Annotated in this window: 13 protein-coding genes; 11 read left to right on the plus strand and 2 right to left on the minus strand. The window is 73.9% G+C overall.

Going from position 1 to position 16,933, the window contains the following annotated elements:
* Positions 1-24: 24 nt before the first annotated feature.
* The 5 genes from QNH85_RS08620 to QNH85_RS08640 all read left to right on the plus strand — a co-directional run bounded on the left by QNH85_RS08620 (position 25) and on the right by QNH85_RS08640 (position 7,482).
* On the plus strand, positions 25-1,569 hold the full coding sequence (locus QNH85_RS08620; protein WP_282945769.1) for an MFS transporter: 1,545 nt from the start codon (positions 25-27) through the stop codon (positions 1,567-1,569).
* An 86-nt stretch (positions 1,570-1,655) separates the two neighbouring features.
* On the plus strand, positions 1,656-2,687 hold the full coding sequence (hrcA, locus tag QNH85_RS08625) for a heat-inducible transcriptional repressor HrcA (protein ID WP_282945771.1): 1,032 nt from the start codon (positions 1,656-1,658) through the stop codon (positions 2,685-2,687).
* Between the two features lie 92 nt (positions 2,688-2,779).
* Positions 2,780-3,907 (plus strand): molecular chaperone DnaJ, encoded by a 1,128-nt coding sequence (dnaJ, locus tag QNH85_RS08630; RefSeq protein WP_282945773.1) that lies wholly within the window; start codon positions 2,780-2,782, stop codon positions 3,905-3,907.
* Between the two features lie 2 nt (positions 3,908-3,909).
* The gene (locus QNH85_RS08635) at positions 3,910-4,677 is read left to right on the plus strand and encodes a 16S rRNA (uracil(1498)-N(3))-methyltransferase (RefSeq protein WP_282945775.1); all 768 of its coding nucleotides are present in this window, start codon (positions 3,910-3,912) and stop codon (positions 4,675-4,677) included.
* 246 nt (positions 4,678-4,923) lie between these two features.
* Entirely contained in the window at positions 4,924-7,482 is a 2,559-nt protein-coding gene (locus tag QNH85_RS08640) for a sodium-translocating pyrophosphatase (protein WP_282945777.1), read from the plus strand.
* A gap of 72 nt (positions 7,483-7,554) precedes the next feature.
* On the opposite strand, the gene pgi is transcribed toward QNH85_RS08640, so the two are convergent.
* Positions 7,555-9,234, minus strand: a complete 1,680-nt coding sequence (gene pgi, locus QNH85_RS08645; protein ID WP_282945779.1) for a glucose-6-phosphate isomerase — start codon at positions 9,232-9,234, stop codon at positions 7,555-7,557.
* Positions 9,235-9,344: 110 nt separating this feature from the next.
* Entirely contained in the window at positions 9,345-10,394 is a 1,050-nt protein-coding gene (locus tag QNH85_RS08650; RefSeq protein WP_282945781.1) for an LLM class flavin-dependent oxidoreductase, read from the minus strand.
* A 161-nt stretch (positions 10,395-10,555) separates the two neighbouring features.
* Here QNH85_RS08650 and QNH85_RS08655 point away from each other — a divergent pair, with 161 nt between their 5' ends.
* The 6 genes from QNH85_RS08655 (at position 10,556) to nagB (ending at position 16,923) form a co-directional block, all read left to right on the plus strand.
* A complete protein-coding gene (locus QNH85_RS08655; RefSeq protein ID WP_282945783.1) occupies positions 10,556-11,743 on the plus strand; it encodes an ROK family transcriptional regulator in 1,188 nt (395 codons plus the stop codon).
* Positions 11,744-11,846: 103 nt separating this feature from the next.
* Entirely contained in the window at positions 11,847-13,145 is a 1,299-nt protein-coding gene (locus tag QNH85_RS08660) for an extracellular solute-binding protein (RefSeq protein WP_282945785.1), read from the plus strand.
* A gap of 71 nt (positions 13,146-13,216) precedes the next feature.
* Positions 13,217-14,170 carry a carbohydrate ABC transporter permease gene (locus tag QNH85_RS08665; protein ID WP_282945787.1) on the plus strand — a complete coding sequence of 318 codons (954 nt, stop codon included), beginning with the start codon at positions 13,217-13,219 and terminating at the stop codon, positions 14,168-14,170.
* Positions 14,167-15,129, plus strand: coding sequence for a carbohydrate ABC transporter permease (locus QNH85_RS08670; protein ID WP_282945788.1), 963 nt, complete (start codon positions 14,167-14,169; stop codon positions 15,127-15,129). Before QNH85_RS08665 ends, QNH85_RS08670 begins: the two co-directional genes overlap by 4 nt.
* 1 nt (position 15,130) lies before the next feature.
* Entirely contained in the window at positions 15,131-16,129 is a 999-nt protein-coding gene (locus tag QNH85_RS08675) for an ROK family protein (RefSeq protein WP_346016304.1), read from the plus strand.
* Positions 16,129-16,923, plus strand: a complete 795-nt coding sequence (gene nagB / locus QNH85_RS08680) for a glucosamine-6-phosphate deaminase (protein WP_282945790.1) — start codon at positions 16,129-16,131, stop codon at positions 16,921-16,923. The genes QNH85_RS08675 and nagB overlap by 1 nt, the downstream gene beginning before the upstream one ends.
* The last annotated feature ends 10 nt before the right edge of the window (positions 16,924-16,933 follow it).

The raw sequence follows: 16,933 nt of genomic DNA on the forward strand, positions 1-16,933 counted from the left end.
GCGCCGCCGTGGTACGACACGACGGTGACGTCCACCCCCGCGCACGGCCCGTCCGCGCCGCAGCCCGCCCCGGAACCCACGCCGCACCCCGGGCCGCGGCCCGCGCCGCAGCCGAGCACCGAGCCCGACCCGCACCGCTGGCGCGCGCTCGCCGTCTGCCTGGCGATCGGCTTCATCACGATGCTCGACGTCTCGATCGTCAACGTGGCGCTGCCGTCCATCGAGCGCAGCCTCGACGCGGGCGCGAGCCAGCTCCAGCTCATCGTCGCGGGGTACACGCTGGCGTTCGGCCTCGTGCTGGTGCCGGCGGGGCGGCTCGGGGACGCGCGGGGCCGGCGCGCGCTGTTCCTGGTCGGGCTGACCGGCTTCGCGCTGACCAGCCTGGGCGCCGGGCTCTCGACCTCGGACGAGATGCTGGCCGTCATGCGCCTGCTCCAGGGCGCCAGCGCCGGCCTGCTCAACCCGCAGGTGGTCGGCACCATCCAGCAGCTGTTCACCGGCTACGAGCGCGGGAAGGCGTTCGGGTACTTCGGCGCGACGATCGGCGTCTCGACGGCCATCGGCCCCGCGCTCGGCGGCCTCATCATCCAGGTGGCGGGCGCCGAGCACGGCTGGCGGTGGGTGTTCTTCGTCAACGTCCCGGTGATCGCCGTCGTGCTGCCGCTGGCGGTCCGGTTCCTGCCGCGCCGCGCGGCCGGGGCACCGCCTGGCATCGCGCGGCCCGACGGCCGGCCCCGGCTCGACATCCCCGGCCTGGCCCTCGTGGCGCTGACCACCACGGCGGTGATGGTGCCGTTCGTCACGACGACGGGCGGGGACGGGGACGACCCGGGCCGCTGGTGGTGGCTCGCCGTCGCGGCGGTGCTCGCGGTGGCGACGGTGCTGTGGGAGCGGCGGTACCAGCGGAGCACGGGCGCGGCGGTGCTCGACCCCCGGGTGTACGGGGAGCCGGCGTTCCGGAACGGCGCCCTGCTCGGGATGGCGTACTTCGCGGGGTTCACCGCCGTGTTCCTGGTGACGACCCTGTACCTGCAGCAGATCGCCGGGTTCACGCCGCTGCAGGCGGGCCTGGTGGGCATGCCGTTCGCGATCGCCTCGGCGGTCGCGGCGCAGCAGTCGGGGCGGCTGGTGGCGGAGCGCGGCCGCGGCCTGGTGGTGGTCGGCCTCGTCCTGGTGCTGGCGGGGCTGGTCGGCACGGACCTCATGATCCGGCTCGTCGACCCGCCGGCGGTGGCGTTCGCGGTCGCGGCCACGCAGATGGTCGCCGGCGCCGGCAGCGGCCTGGTCATCGCCCCGAACCAGACCCTGACGCTGGCGCGGGTGCCGCTGGACCGCGCGGGGGTGGCGGGGAGCATGCTCCAGGTCGGCCAGCGCGTGGGCAGCGCGCTGGGCGTCGCGGTGGCGCTGTCCACCTACTACTCGGCGCTCGCGTCGGGGGTCGAGGGGTCGGTGGCGGCCGGCCGCGCGCTGCTGATCACGGTGGCTCTCGTCGCCGTCGCGCTCGTCGTGGGCGTCGTCGACCTCGTCGCGCGGCGGCGGGACGCGGCGAGGGCTTCCGCGGCCGAGTAGAATTGGCACTCGGGACAGGTGAGTGCTACCCGGACGGCCGCTCAGGGCCGTGTCCGAGGCACCGGGTCGGGCCGTCGGGAGGTGCGATGAGCGAGGACCGCAGGCTGGACGTGCTGCGCGCGATCGTCGAGGACTACGTCGCCACCCGTGAGCCGGTGGGCTCGCGGGCGCTCGTCGAGCGGCACTCGCTCGGCGTCTCGCCGGCGACCATCCGCAACGACATGGCGGCGCTGGAGGAGTCCGGCTACATCGTGCAGCCGCACACCTCGGCCGGCCGGGTGCCGACCGACAAGGGCTACCGGCTCTTCGTCGACCGGCTCGCGACCGTCAAGCCGCTGTCCGCCCCGGAGCGCCGCGCCATCGAGACGTTCATGGAGGACGCCGCCGACCTGGACGACGTGGTCGACCGCGCCGTGCGGCTGCTCGCGCAGCTCACCCACCAGGTCGCGGTCGTGCAGTACCCGTCGCTGCGGCGCACGGCCCTGCGGCACGTGGAGCTCGTCCCGGTGGGGGACCGGCACCTGCTCGTCGTCATCATCACCGACCACGGGCGGGTCGAGCAGCGCACCCTCGAGCTGGCGGAGCCGCTGGACGCGATGGTCGTCGCCCGGCTGCGCGCCCAGCTGAACGTCATGGCCACCGGCCGTCGCCTGGCCGAGCTCGACCAGGTGCTCGCCGGCCTCGCGGACGCGTTCGCGCCGGGGGACGCCGCGCTGGTGCGCGGGGTCGTCGGCGTGGTGGAGGACACCCTCGCCCGGGAGAGCGAGGAGCGCGTCGTGCTCGCCGGCACCGCCAACCTGGTGCGCGGCGGCGGCGCCGACTTCGCCCGGAACGTCAGCCCGGTGCTGGAGGCGCTCGAGGAGCAGGTGGTCCTGCTGCGGCTGCTCACCGAGATGGCCGAGGACGAGGCCGCCGTGTCGGTCCGCATCGGCCGCGAGACCCAGCACGAGGGCCTCGTGGAGACCAGCTTCGTGACCACCGGCTACGGCGGCCCGGACGGGGGCGGCTCGTCCGTCGCCCGGATCGGGTCCGTCGGGCCGCTGCGCATGGACTACCCGGGCACCATCGCGACGGTCCGCGCCGTCGCCCGCTACCTGTCCCGGATCCTCGCCGGGTGACCCCCGACCGGCACCCAGCCCCCGCCCGGCCGCGCGCCGGTGCCACCGACCCGCGTCGACGTGTGCGACCGACCCGCAGGAAGAAGTGACGAGTGAGCGACTACTACGAGGTGCTGGGCGTCGACCGCGACGCCTCGCCCGAGCAGATCAAGAAGGCGTACCGCCGGCTGGCCCGGGAGCTGCACCCCGACGTGGCCGGGGCGGACGCGGCGTCCGAGGACCGGTTCAAGGACGTGTCCCGCGCCTACGACGTCCTGTCGAACCCGGAGAAGCGCCGGATGTACGACATGGGCGCCGACCCGTCGTCCCCCGGCGGCGGCATGGGCGGGGGCTTCGGCTTCCAGGACATCTTCGAGACGTTCTTCGGCGCCGCCGCGGGCGCGGGCGCGCAGCGGGGCCCGATCCCGCGCGCCCGCCGCGGCCAGGACGCCCTGGTGCGGCTCGACATCGACCTGGCGGAGGCGACCTTCGGCACGCACCGCGAGGTCCCGGTCGAGACCGCCGTCGTCTGCCCGACCTGCGACGGCAGCTGCTGCCGCCCGGGCACGTCGCCGCGCACCTGCGACGTCTGCGGCGGCCGCGGCACCGTCCAGCGGGTCGCCCGGTCGTTCCTCGGCCAGGTCATGACGTCCCAGCCGTGCGCCGCGTGCCACGGGTTCGGCACCGTCATCCCCGAGCCCTGCACCGAGTGCGCCGGCGAGGGCCGCGTCCGCTCCCGCCGCGTCCTGGAGGTCGACGTCCCCGCCGGCGTCGACACGGGCACCCGGATCAAGCTCACCGCGCAGGGCGAGGTCGGCCCCGCGGGCGGCCCCGCCGGCGACGTCTACCTGGAGGTCCGGGAGCGCAAGCACGACACGTTCCTGCGCGAGGGCGACGACCTGCACTGCACCCTGCACGTCCCCATGACCGCCGCCGCGCTGGGCACCGTGCTGACGCTCGACACGCTCGACGGCCCGCAGGAGGTCGACCTGCGCCCGGGCACCCAGCCCGCGCAGGTCGTCACGCTGCGCGGCCTCGGCGTGGGGCACCTGCACGCCGGCGGCCGCGGGGACCTGCACGTGCACGTCGACGTCCAGGTCCCGACCGCGCTCGACGACCAGCAGGCCGAGCTGCTCCGGCAGCTCGCCGGCCTGCGCGGCGAGGAGCGCCCCGAGGCCCGCCTGTCCGCGTCGAACGGCGGCGTGTTCGCGAAGCTGCGCGACAAGCTCTCCGGGCGCTGAGCGTGACCGCACCGGTCTTCCTGGCCGAGCCGGGCAGCCTCGGCGCGCTCGCGGCCGGCGGCACCTACCTGCTCTACGGCACCGAGGGTCGGCACGCCGGCGTCGTGCAGCGCCGGGCGCCGGGGGAGCGGGTCGACGTGGTCGACTGCGCCGGCACCCGGCTGGTCGGCGAGGTCGACACCGTCGGGCCGGAGGGCGTGCACCTGCGCGTCCGCGAGGTGGTGGTCGAGCCGGTCCCCGCCCCGCGGCTGGTGCTGGTCCAGGCGCTCGCGAAGGGTGACCGCGACGAGCTCGCGATCGAGGCGGCCACCGAGGTCGGCGCCGACGGCATCCTGCCGTGGCAGGCCGAGCGGTCGATCGTCGTGTGGCGGGGGGACCGGGCGGCGAAGAGCCGCGCGCGCTGGCTCGGCACCGTCCGGACCGCGGCCAAGCAGGCGCGGCGGGCGTACGTCCCCGACGTGGCTCTCGCGGCGGACGGGGGCGCGCTGGTCCGGCGGGCCCGCGAGGTGGTCGAGGCGGGCGGCGCGGTGCTCGTGCTGCACGAGGAGGCGACCGTCCCGCTCGCCGAGGCGGCGCTGCCCGCGCCCGGCACGGCGGCCGAGGTGCTCGTGGTCGTCGGCCCCGAGGGCGGGATCTCCGCGCGCGAGGTCGACGCCCTGGTCGAGGCGGGGGCGGTGACGGTGCGGCTTGGGCCCCACGTCCTACGGACCTCCACCGCGGGCCCCGTGGCGCTCGCGCTGCTGGCCGAGCGGCTGGGGCGCTGGGCCTGAGGTCCTGGGCCGTACGTCACCGGTGGTGAGCGGGGCGCGGTCCTAGCGTCGAGAGTGGCAGCGAAGGCGCTCTCACCAGGGACTCGATCAGTGGACACCGAGGTTCGCACCCGTACCCGTACCCGTACCCGTACCGTCGGATCGGCACCCCCCACGGGGGCGCCGGCCGCCGGAGCGCCCCCCGCAGGGGCACCCCCCGGCCGCCGGCGGCGTGGTCCGCTGCTCGGGGTCGCCGCGCTCGCCCTGGTGCTCGGGGGCTGCGCGTCGTCGTCGACCGCGGGCGGCGACACGGCGGCGGGCGCGGTGCACGGCGGTGAGGCCAGCCTCGCGCTGCCCGACCTCGGCGCCGTGACCGTGCTCGGCGGGGTGTCCGGGCGGCTGCTGCTCGGCATCGGGCTGCTGGTGTGCGTGCTCGGCCTGGCGTTCGGCGTCGTCAGCTACGTGCAGCTGCGCCGCCTGCCCGTGCACGCCGCGATGCGGGAGATCTCGGAGCTGATCTACTCCACCTGCCGGACCTACCTGACGCAGCAGGGCCGGTTCCTGCTGGTGCTGTGGGTGTTCATCGCCGCGGTGATCGTCGTCTACTACAAGGCGCTCGTCGGCTTCGGGTGGGGCCGGGTCGGGATGATCATCGGGTTCAGCCTGCTCGGCATGGCCGGCTCGTACGCCGTCGCCTGGTTCGGGATCCGGGTCAACACCTTCGCGAACTCCCGCACCGCGTTCGCCGCGCTCGACGGCCGGCCGCTGCCGGTGCACCGCATCCCGCTGAAGTCGGGCATGTCGATCGGCATGGTGCTGATCAGCCTCGAGCTGCTCATGATGCTGCTGATCCTGCTGCTGCTGCCTGCCGACGTCGCGGGCGCCTGCTTCATCGGCTTCGCCGTCGGGGAGTCCCTCGGCGCCTCGGCCCTGCGGATCGCGGGCGGCATCTTCACCAAGATCGCCGACATCGGCTCGGACCTCATGAAGATCGTGTTCAAGATCAAGGAGGACGACGCCCGCAACCCCGGGGTCATCGCGGACTGCACCGGCGACAACGCGGGCGACTCGGTCGGCCCGAGCGCCGACGGCTTCGAGACCTACGGGGTCACGGGCGTGGCGCTGGTGACGTTCGTGCTGCTCGCGGTCGACAGCCCCGCGGTGCAGGCCACGCTCCTGGTGTGGCTGTTCGTGGTCCGCGCGGTGATGGTCATCGCCTCGGCGGTGTCGTACCTGGCGAACGACGCGCTGACCCGCGCTCGGTACGCCGAGGCCGAGCGGATCGACTTCGAGCGGCCCCTCACGTCGCTCGTGTGGCTCACGTCGGCGGTGAGCATCGCGTTCACCTACGGCACGACCTGGGCGGTGCTCGGCCACCTGGACGGGGCGGGCGCGGGGTTCTGGTGGAAGGCCGCCACGATCATCTCCTGCGGCACCCTCGCCGGGGCGCTCATCCCGGAGCTGGTCAAGGTGTTCACCTCGACCAGCAGCCGGCACGTGCGCGAGGTCGTGAGCTCCTCGCGCGAGGGCGGGCCGTCGCTGAACATCCTGTCCGGCCTGGTCGCCGGCAACTTCTCGGCGTACTGGCTCGGCATGACGGTGGTCGGCCTCATGGGCGGCGCGTTCCTGATCAGCGAGCAGGGGCTGGACCAGCTGATGGTCGCGCCCGCGGTGTTCGCCTTCGGGCTCGTCGCGTTCGGGTTCCTCGGGATGGGACCGGTGACCATCGCCGTCGACTCCTACGGGCCCGTGACCGACAACGCGCAGAGCGTGTACGAGCTCTCGCTCATCGAGGAGCTCCCCGGCGCGGCCGAGCAGCTGCGCGCCGAGCACGGGGTCGACCCGCAGTGGGAGACCGCGAAGCGGATGCTGGAGGAGAACGACGGGGCCGGCAACACGTTCAAGGCCACCGCGAAGCCGGTGCTGATCGGCACCGCCGTCGTGGGCGCCACCACGATGATCTTCTCGATCATCGTCGGGCTGACGGACACGCTCACCACGGACCTGGAGAAGCTGTCCCTGCTGCACCCGCCGTTCCTGCTCGGGCTCATCACGGGCGGCGCGATCATCTTCTGGTTCACCGGGGCGTCCATCCAGGCGGTCACCACCGGTGCGTACCGGGCGGTCGAGTTCATCAAGGGCACCATCCGGCTCGACGGCAGCACCCGCGCGAGCGAGGAGGACTCGCGGCGAGTCGTGGAGATCTGCACGCAGTACGCCCAGCGCGGCATGCTGACGATGTTCCTGGCGGTGTTCTTCGCGACGCTGTCCTTCGCGTTCGTCGAGCCGTTCTTCTTCATCGGCTACCTGATCTCCATCGCCGTGTTCGGCCTCTACCAGGCGATCTTCATGGCGAACGCGGGCGGCGCCTGGGACAACGCGAAGAAGATCGTGGAGGTCGACCTGCACGCCAAGGGCACGGCCCTGCACGACGCGACGATCGTCGGCGACACCGTCGGGGACCCGTACAAGGACACGTCGTCGGTCGCCCTCAACCCGGTCATCAAGTTCACGACGCTGTTCGGGCTGCTGGCCGTGGAGCTCGCCGTGAGCCTGACCGACGACGGCCGCGGGAGCCTGGTGCACGTGCTCGCGGCGGTGTTCTTCCTGGTGTCGGCGTTCTTCGTGCACCGGTCGTTCTACGGCATGCGGATCGGGAGCACGCCGACGCCCGCGGCGGCGCCGGCCGTCGCCGGGCGGCCGGCCGGCCCGTCCCGGTCGGCCGGGGTGCCGCGGCAGCCGTCCGGAGAGGACGGCGCGCTGCTCGACGACGCCGGCGGGTCCGACGTGCTCGTCGACGCGGACGGGGCGCCGCCGCGGCCCTGAGCGCCCGCCCCGTCGGTGGACGCGCGACGGGCCCGCACGACACGCGGTCGTGCGGGCCCGTCCGTGCCTCGGTCAGCCGCGCAGCTCCAGGTACCGCGCGATGAGCGCGCGGGTTGACGGGTCCTGCCCGGCCAGCGCGTCGGTGTCGCCCTCGACGGCCGGGGCGATCTCGAGCGCCAGCTTCTTGCCGAGCTCGACGCCCCACTGGTCGAACGAGTCGATGCCCCAGACCACGCCCTCGACGAACGTGATGTGCTCGTACAGCGCGATGAGCTGGCCGAGCACCGACGGCGTGAGCGCCGGCGCCAGGATCGACGTGGTCGGGCGGTTGCCGCTGAACACGCGGGCCGGGACGACCGCCTCCGCGGTGCCCTCGGCGCGGACCTCGTCGGCGGTCTTGCCGAACGCGAGCGCCTTGGTCTGCGCGAAGAAGTTCGCCAGGAACAGCGCGTGCACGTCGGTGTCGCCGTCCTTCAGCGGGTGCGCCGGGTTGGCCACCGCGATGAAGTCCGCCGGGATCAGCCGCGTGCCCTGGTGGATCAGCTGGTAGAACGCGTGCTGGCCGTTCGTGCCGGGCTCGCCCCAGAACACCTCGCCGGTCTGCGTGGTGACGGGGGAGCCGTCCCAGCGGACCGACTTGCCGTTCGACTCCATCGTCAGCTGCTGCAGGTACGCCGGGAACCGGTGCAGGTACTGGGCGTAGGGCAGCACCGCGTGGGTGTGCGCGTCCAGGAAGTTGACGTACCAGACGTTGAGCAGGCCCATCAGCACGGGGACGTTCTGGTCGAACGGGGTGGTGCGGACGTGCTCGTCGACCGCGTGGAAGCCCTCGAGCAGCTCGCCGAACGCGTCCGGGCCGATCGCCACGGCCAGCGACGTGCCGATGGCGGAGTCGACGGAGTAGCGGCCGCCGACCCAGTCCCAGAACCCGAAGGCGTTCTCGGGGTCGATGCCGAACTCCGCGACCTTGTCGAGCGCGGTCGACACGGCGACGAAGTGCTTCGCGACGGCGCCGGTGCGGGCCTCCTCGGTGTCCTCGATGGCGCCGGCGGCGACCAGGCCCGTCCACAGCCAGTCGCGGGCGAGCCGCGCGTTGGTGAGCGTCTCGAGCGTGCCGAACGTCTTGGAGGCGACGATGAACAGGGTCGTCGCCGGGTCCAGGTCCTTCGTCTTCTCGGCGATGTCGGTCGGGTCGATGTTCGACACGAACCGGACCTCGAGGCCCTCCTGCACGTACGGCTTGAGCGCCTCGTACGCCATGACCGGGCCGAGGTCCGAGCCGCCGATGCCGATGTTCACGACGGTCCGCACGCGCTCGCCGGTCACGCCGGTCCACTCGCCGGAGCGGACCTTGTCGGCGAACGCGGCGACCTTGGCGAGGACCTCCTGCACGTCGGCGTCGACGTCCTGGCCGTCGACCACGAGGGCGGGCTCCGCGTCGGACGGGCGCCGCAGGGCCGTGTGCAGCACGGCGCGGTCCTCCGTGACGTTGATGTGCTCGCCGGCGAACATCGCGGCGAGGCGGCCCCCGAGGTCGACCTCCGTGGCGAGCCGGGTGAGCAGCTCCAGGGTCTCGTCGGTGACGAGGTTCTTGGACAGGTCGACGGTCAGGTCGCCGACCTGGCGGGTCAGGCGGGTCGCGCGCTCCGGGTCGGCGTCGAACCAGCCCCGCAGGTCGGGGGTGAGCGCGTCGCGGTGCGCGGTCAGGGCGGTCCAGGCGCCGGTGGTGGTGGCGTCGACGGGTGCAGTCACGGGAAGTCCCTCTCGGAGGCAGAACCAACAGGTGCCACCGTATCCACGTCCGGCGGCACCGCGAGCAGGACGTCGGTACCAGCGGGGCCTCGGGCCTGGCTCGCCCCGGGTCAGCCCGCCAGCGCCTCGCGGACCAGCGGGGCGACGCGCGTGCCCAGCAGCTCGATCGCCCGCAGGGACTCGCGCTGCGGCACGCCGCTGAGGTCCATCTGGAAGATCTGCCGGTCGTGCCCCAGCACCCCGTGCAGCGCGACGATCCGCTCGGCGACCTCCTCCGGCGCCCCCACGAAGTACGCGCCGCCCGTCGCGGACTGGCTCTCGAACGCGATCCGGTTCGGGATGGCGAAGCCGCGCTCGGCCGCGATCCGGCGCATCGAGTCCCGCCAGTAGGGGAAGAAGAAGTCCCGCGCGGCCCGGCCGTCCTCGGCGACGAACCCCATGCCGGCGACCTCGACCCGGCGGGTGGCCGCGTCGTGGCCGGCCTCCTCGTGCGCGCGGCGGTACAGCCGCACCAGCCCGGCGAAGTCGGCGGGGCGGCCCCCGATGATCGCGTAGGACACCGGCAGGCCCAGGCGGCCCGCGCGCTCGGAGGACGCCGGGTTGCCCCCGGTGGCGACCGCGATCCGCAGGTGCTCGCCGAGGCCCGGCTTGTCCGTCGGCCGCGGCAGGATCTCGGCGGCGTGCAGCGGCGCCCGGAACCGGCCGGACCACGTGACGGGGTTGCCCCGGTCGATGCGGAGCAGGAGCCGGATCTTCTCGTCGAACAGCGCGTCGTAGTCGTCCAGCGACGCCCCGAACAGCGGGTAGGACTCGATGAAGGACCCGCGTCCGGCGAGCAGCTCGACGCGGCCGCCGGACAGCAGGTCCATCGTCGCGAACTGCTGGTAGACGCGCACCGGGTCCTCGGTCGACAGCACCGTCACCGCGCTGCCGACGCTGATCCGCTCGGTCTGGGCGAGCGCCGCGGCGATGACCGTCGACGGCGAGGAGACGGCGTAGTCGGGGCGGTGGTGCTCGCCGACGCCGACGTGGTCGAGGCCCACCTGCTCGGCGAGCCGCACGCGCTCGAGGATCTCGCGCAGCCGCTGCGCGGGGGAGGTGCGGGTCCCCGACACCGGGTCGGGGTGGACGTCGCCGAAGGTGTACAGACCGAGCTCCATGGCCGGTGCAAGCGCGGGCGAGCGGGGCGCATTCCCGCACGCCCGGCCCGCGCCGGGCCCTGCGCGGCGTCGATGTCGGCCCGGTGAACGCCCGGTCACGGTGTGGTCACGGTCACACGAACTCCTTGACGCCGATTAGTAAGGAAGGTCTACTAACAAACATGACGACGACGACGCCGTCCGCGGGACCCTCCCTGAGGGGGGTGGGGCGGACACTGCGCCCCACCGCCAAGGTGCTCCCCGAGCACGCCCGTGCGCACAACCGCGCGATGGTCCTGCAGCACCTGTTCCACCAGGGCCCGTCGTCCCGCGCCGACCTGGCGCGCAGCACCGGCCTGACCCGCGTGACGGTCTCCGACCTGGTGTCGGTGCTCATCTCCGAGGGCCTGGCGGAGGAGCTCGGCGTCCGGCCGGAGGGACGGGTCGGCAAGCCCGCGACGCTCGTCGGCATGCGCACCGAGGACCTCCAGGTGGTCGCCGTGGACCTCGCCGACGACGCCAGCCTGCGCGGCGCGGTCATGACGCTGACCGGCGTGATCGTCGCCCGGCGCACCGTGTCGCTCGACGGGCGCACCGGGGACGCCGCCGTGGTCGTCCTGGAGGACCTGTGCCGGGAGCTGCTCGCCGCGGCGGACCGGCCGGTCGTCGGCGTGGGCATCGGCTCCCCGGGCGTCATCGACTCCAGCGGCGTCGTCGTCGCCGCACCCAACCGCGGCTGGTACGACCTCCCGCTCGCCGCGCGCCTCACCGCGAGCCTGGGCGTCCCCGTGCAGGTCGCCAACGACGCGAACACCCACGCGCTGGGGGAGTACACCTACGGCGGCGCGAGCGGCGCCGGCCTCATGGTCGTCACGGTCGGCCAGGGCGTCGGCGCGGGCATCGTGCTGGACGGCGCGCTCGTCCGGGGCCGCGCGAACGCCGCCGGCGAGATCGGGCACGTCACCGTCGTCGACGACCGCGACGTCCGCGCCGGCGACCCCGAGCCGCGGCCGTGCGCGTGCGGGCGCGCCGGCTGCCTCGAGACCCTGCTCTCCCTGCCCGCGCTGCGCCGCGCCACCGCCGGCCGCAGCCCCGAGGAGTCCGACGCGGTCCTCGCGTCGGTCGGGCGGAAGCTGGGGCTCGCCCTCGCTCCCGTCGTCAGTGCGCTCAACCTCGCCGAGGTCCTGCTCTCCGGCCCGCCGGAGCTGCTGGGCGGAGCCCTCACGGTCGAGGCGCTCGCCACCGTCCGGGCCCGGACCATGCCCCTGCTGGGGCAGGACCTGGTGCTCCGGATGGGCTCGCTGGACGAGGACGGGGCGCTCTCGGGCGCCGCGGCTCTCGTGCTGTCCGGTCAGCTCGGGGTCACGTGACGACCCCGAGCCGACCGCCTGCAGTGCCGGTACTCACACCCCCGGCGACGCCTCTCGGCCTCGCCACGCATCAGGGAGGAACACCAACGTGAAGATCGTACGGATGGCAGCCGTCGGTGTGGCGGCGGCGCTCGCGCTGACCGCCTGCTCGTCGGGCGACGACGACACCCCGACCAGCTCCGACGGCACCGCCGAGGCCGCGGAGATCACCCTCTGGCTCAACGGCGCGGACACGCCGGACGAGCTGCGCGACTACCTGAAGACCACCTTCGAGGAGGAGAACCCGGGCTCGACCCTCGTCATCGAGGAGCAGACCTGGGACGACGTGGTGACCAAGCTCACCACGGCCCTCCCCGACAAGGAGAACACCCCGGACGTCGTGGAGGTCGGCAACACCCAGTCGCCGACGTTCACCACCGTCGGCGCGTTCCGCGACCTCACCCCGCTGTACGAGGAGCTGGGCGGCGACGACCTGCTGCAGTCCTTCGTCGAGGTCGGCGAGGCGGACGGCAAGAACTACGCGCTGCCGTACTACTTCGGCTCGCGCTACATGTTCTACCGGAAGGACATCTGGACGGCGGCCGGGCTCACCCCGCCCACGACGCTGGCCGAGTTCTCCGAGTCGGTCGCCACGCTCCGCACCGACACCCAGTCGGGCTTCGCGATCGGCGGGCAGGACTGGCGCAACGGCATCTCCTGGGTCTTCGCCAACGGCGGCGAGCTCGCCACCGAGGACGGCGGCGAGTGGACCTCCACGCTGTCCGACCCGAAGACGATCGCGGGCCTGGAGCAGTGGCAGGCCGTCTACCAGGGCTCCTCGAACGTGCCGGCCACCGAGCGTGACGTCGCGTACTGGGACTTCCTGAACGACACCGCCGAGGGCGCGGCCCCGGCCGCGGCGACGATCATGGCCCCGGGCTGGGCCCGCTGGTCGATCGGCGACCTCACCACGAACGACGACGGCGAGGAGGTCCGCGACGGCATGGCGGACACCGAGAAGTTCGGCATCTTCGCCCTGCCCGGTGCCGACGGCGGCCTCGCGCCGGTGTTCGCCGGTGGGTCGAACCTGGCGATCTCGGCGCAGTCCCAGCACCCGGAGCTGTCCGAGAACCTGCTGCGGATCGTCTTCTCGCCGGAGTACCAGCAGATGCTCGGCGAGAACGGCCTCGGCCCGGCGAACGCGCAGTACGTCGACTCGCTCGGCGACGACGAGTTCGCGCAGACGATGATCGACACCGCCGCCGCGTCCAAGCTCACCCCGGCGGCGCCGGGCTGGGCCGCGGTGGAGGGCGCGTTCGTCTACGAGGAGCTGTTCCAGAAGATCGCCGAGGGTGGTGACGTGACGGAGCTCGCCGCGCAGTACGACGAGACCATCACGCCGATGCTCAACGGCGAGGGCTGACACCGATCCGGCCGCGGGGCGCCACGCGCCCCGCGGCCGGCCGGCCCGTCCGTCCTGGAAGGAGAAGGTGCATGTCCACCACCGCGGCGCGTCCCGCGCCCGCCCCGCCGGCTCCCGCTGCGAGCACCCGCCCCCGGCGCACCGGCCCCCGCTTCGCCCCGTACGTCCTCCTGGTCCCCGTCGTGGGGATCCTCCTGGTCGGGCTCGGCTACCCGCTGTACTGGCAGGTCGTCACCTCGCTGCAGGAGTTCGGGCTGGCCCAGCAGTTCGGCCAGCCGCCGACGTTCGTCGGGCTCGACAACTACGCCCGGATCTTCTCCGACGACCGGCTGTGGGCCGTGGTCGTGCGCTCGATCGCCTTCTGCCTGGTGAACGCCTTCGTCACCGTCGGCATCGGCGTCCTGCTCGCCCTGCTCATGAAGGCCGTGCACCCCGTCGTCCGGGTCGTGCTGCAGGTCTCGCTGCTGCTCGCGTGGGCGATGCCGCTGGTCGCCGCGGTCACCGTCTGGAAGTGGCTGTTCGACTGGCGCACCGGCGTCGTCAACTGGCTGCTGGTCCAGCTCGGCTTCGACTCCTACGCCGGGCACGCGTGGCTCGCGCAGCCGCTGTCCTTCTTCCTCGTCGCCACGCTCATCATCGTGTGGATGTCCGTGCCGTTCGTGGCGCTGTCGGTGTACGCCGCGCTCACGCAGGTGTCGGACGAGGTGCTCGAGGCCGCCCGCATCGACGGCGCCGGCCCCTCCCGGATCTTCTGGAACATCACCCTGCCGCTGGTGCGGCCGGTGCTGTCCATCGTGCTGCTGCTGCAGATCATCTGGGACCTGCGGGTGTTCGCGCAGATCCGGCTGCTGCAGGACGGCGGCGCCCCGGTGAGCGAGACGAACCTGCTGGGCAACTTCATCTACGAGCTCGGCATCGGCCGGCAGGACTTCGCCGGCGCCGCCGCCGTGTCGATCATGGTGCTCGCCCTCACGGTCCTGCTCAGCTGGCCCTACGTCCAGAACCTGCTGAAGGAGGACCGATGAGCGCCACGACCTCCCCGTCGCCGGCGACCGGGCCGCTCGCCGCGCAGCCCGCCCGCGCCGGGGTGCCGGCCGTGCCGTCGGCACCGGGCACCGACGCCTCGCAGGGCCGCGCCGGGGGGCGTCTCGCCCGCCGCGTGCGCCGTGCGCTGCTCGGCCTGCTCGCCGTCGTCGTCGCCCTCGTCTGGGCCTTCCCGGTGTACTGGATGGTGCTGTCGTCGGTGCTCCCGGCGGCCCGGCTGCGCTCCGCGACGCCGTCGTTCCTGCCGACCAACCCCACGCTCGGCAACTACCGCCGGGTGCTCGACGGCTCGTCGTTCGGCTCGGCCCTGCAGATGAGCCTGGCGATCACCGGCCTGACCGTGCTCGCGGTGCTGGTCATCGCGTTCTTCGGGGCGCTGGCGATCAGCCGGTTCCGGTTCCGCGGCCGGCTCGCGTTCGTCGTCGCCGTGCTGTTCGTGCAGATGCTGCCGGCCGAGGGCCTGTTCATCGCGCAGTACAAGATGCTGTCGTCGGTGAACCTGCTCAACAGCGTCGTCGGCGTCACGGTCCTCTACACGGCGGCCGTGGTCCCGTTCACGATCTGGATGCTGCGGGGCTTCGTCGCCGGGGTGCCGATCGAGCTCGAGGAGGCCGCCATGGTCGACGGGCTCAGCCGCACCAAGGCGTTCCTGCGGATCACGTTCCCCCTGCTCGCCCCCGGGCTCGTCGCGTCCGGCGTCTACGCGTTCCTGCAGGCCTGGAACGAGTTCACCGTCGCGCTGGTCGCCCTGCCCGCCGAGTCGGCCCAGACGCTCCCGCTGTGGCTGCGCACCTTCCTGGCCGCGTCCGCCAACCGCGGCGTCGACTGGGGCGAGGTCATGGCCGCCTCGACGCTCATCGCCGTGCCCGTGATCGTGTTCTTCCTCATCGTGCAGGGCAGGATGACGTCGGGACTGGTGTCCGGAGCGGTGAAGGGCTGACGTGGACGAGGTGATCACCTGGCCCCGCGAGGACGTCGCGGGGCCCCGGGCGACGGCTGCGCCGACCGGCTGGTCCGTGGGCCTCGACGTCGGCGGGACGAAGACGCTCGGCGTGCTCGTCGGGCCCGACGGGGAGACCGGCGCCGGGCTGCGGCTGCCGACGCGCCGGGGCGGCGACGCCGTCGCGACCACCGCGGCCGAGGCCGTGCGGCGCCTGGTCGAGGAGGCGGGGCTCGTCCCCGGCGACCTCCTCGGCGTGGGCATCGGGCTGCCCGGCATCGTCGACCCGGCGACCGGGCGCGTCGAGCACGCCGTGAACCTCGGGATCGAGGCCGGCGTGCCGCTCGCCGCCCAGGTGTCCGCCGCGCTCGGGGGCGTCGCCGTGCGGCTGGAGAACGACCTCAACGTCGCCGCGCTCGGCGCCGCGCACCTGCTGCCCGACCCCGCGCCGGACCTCGCGTTCCTGGCGCTCGGCACGGGCCTCGCCGCCGGGCTGGTGCTCGACGGCCGGCTCCGGCGCGGCGCGAGCGGCGTCGCGGGGGAGATCGGCCACCTCGTGCACGTGCCCGGCGGCCTGCCCTGCCCCTGCGGCCAGCGCGGGTGCCTGGAGCAGTACGCTTCCGGGAGTGCGCTGGGCGCCGCCTGGGCCGGGCTCGCCGACGGCCGGCCCGACGACCGCCCCGCACCCGTCGCGCTGTTCGAGGCGGCCGCCACCGGCGACCCGGCCGCGCTCGCGGTGCGGGACCGGTTCGCGGACGCCGTCGCCGCAGCCGTGCGGGTGCTGCTGCTGACCACCGACGTGGCGCACGTGGTCGTCGGCGGCGGGGTGAGCGAGCTCGGTGACCCGCTGCTCGACGTCGTGCGCGCCGAGCTGGACCGTGTGGCCCGGGACTCGCCGTTCCTGGCCGCGATGCACATGGCGGAGCGGGTCAGCCTCGCGCCGCGCGGAGTGCCGGTGGGTGCCGTGGGTGCCGCGCTGGTCGGACGGAAGGAGTCCTGATGGAGGTCGTCATCGCACCCGGGCCGGAGCTGGCCCGGCTCGCGGCCGACACGGTCGAGCAGGTGCTGCGCGCCCGCGCCGCGGAGGGCCGGCACGCGGTCCTCGGCATCGCGACGGGGTCCAGCCCGCTGGCCGTGTACGACGAGCTCGCGCGGCGGCACACCGAGGAGGGCCTGTCCTTTGCCGGGGTGCGCGCGTTCATGCTCGACGAGTACGTCGGGCTGCCCGCCGACCACCCCGAGCGGTACCGCAACGTCATCGAGAAGGAGTTCGCGTCGCGGGTCGACATCGACCCCGCCGACGTGCAGGGCCCCGACGGGCTGGCCTCCGACATCCCGGCCGCCTGCGCGGCCTACGAGGCGGCGATCACCGAGGCGGGCGGCGTCGACGTCCAGCTCCTCGGCGTCGGCACCGACGGTCACATCGCCTTCAACGAGCCCGGCTCCTCGCTCGCCTCCCGCACCCGGATCAAGACCCTCACCCGGCAGACCCGCGAGGACAACGCCCGGTTCTTCGACGGGGACGTCGACCGCGTGCCGACGCACTGCCTGACCCAGGGGCTCGCGACGATCATGTCGGCCCGGCACGTGCTGCTCCTCGCGACCGGGAAGCACAAGGCCGAGGCCGTGCACCAGCTCGTCGAGGGCCCCGTCAGCGCGATGTGGCCGGGCACCGTCCTGCAGCACCACCCGCACGCGACGGTCCTGGTCGACGAGGCCGCCGCGAGCCGCCTGCAGCTCGCGGCGTACTACCGCGAGACCTTCGACGCCAAGCCCTCCTGGCAGGGCATCTAGCCGGCCGGGC

It is taken from the genome of Cellulomonas endometrii, from assembly GCF_949769265.1.
In the GTDB taxonomy this organism is placed as follows: Bacteria; Actinomycetota; Actinomycetes; order Actinomycetales; family Cellulomonadaceae; genus Cellulomonas; species Cellulomonas endometrii.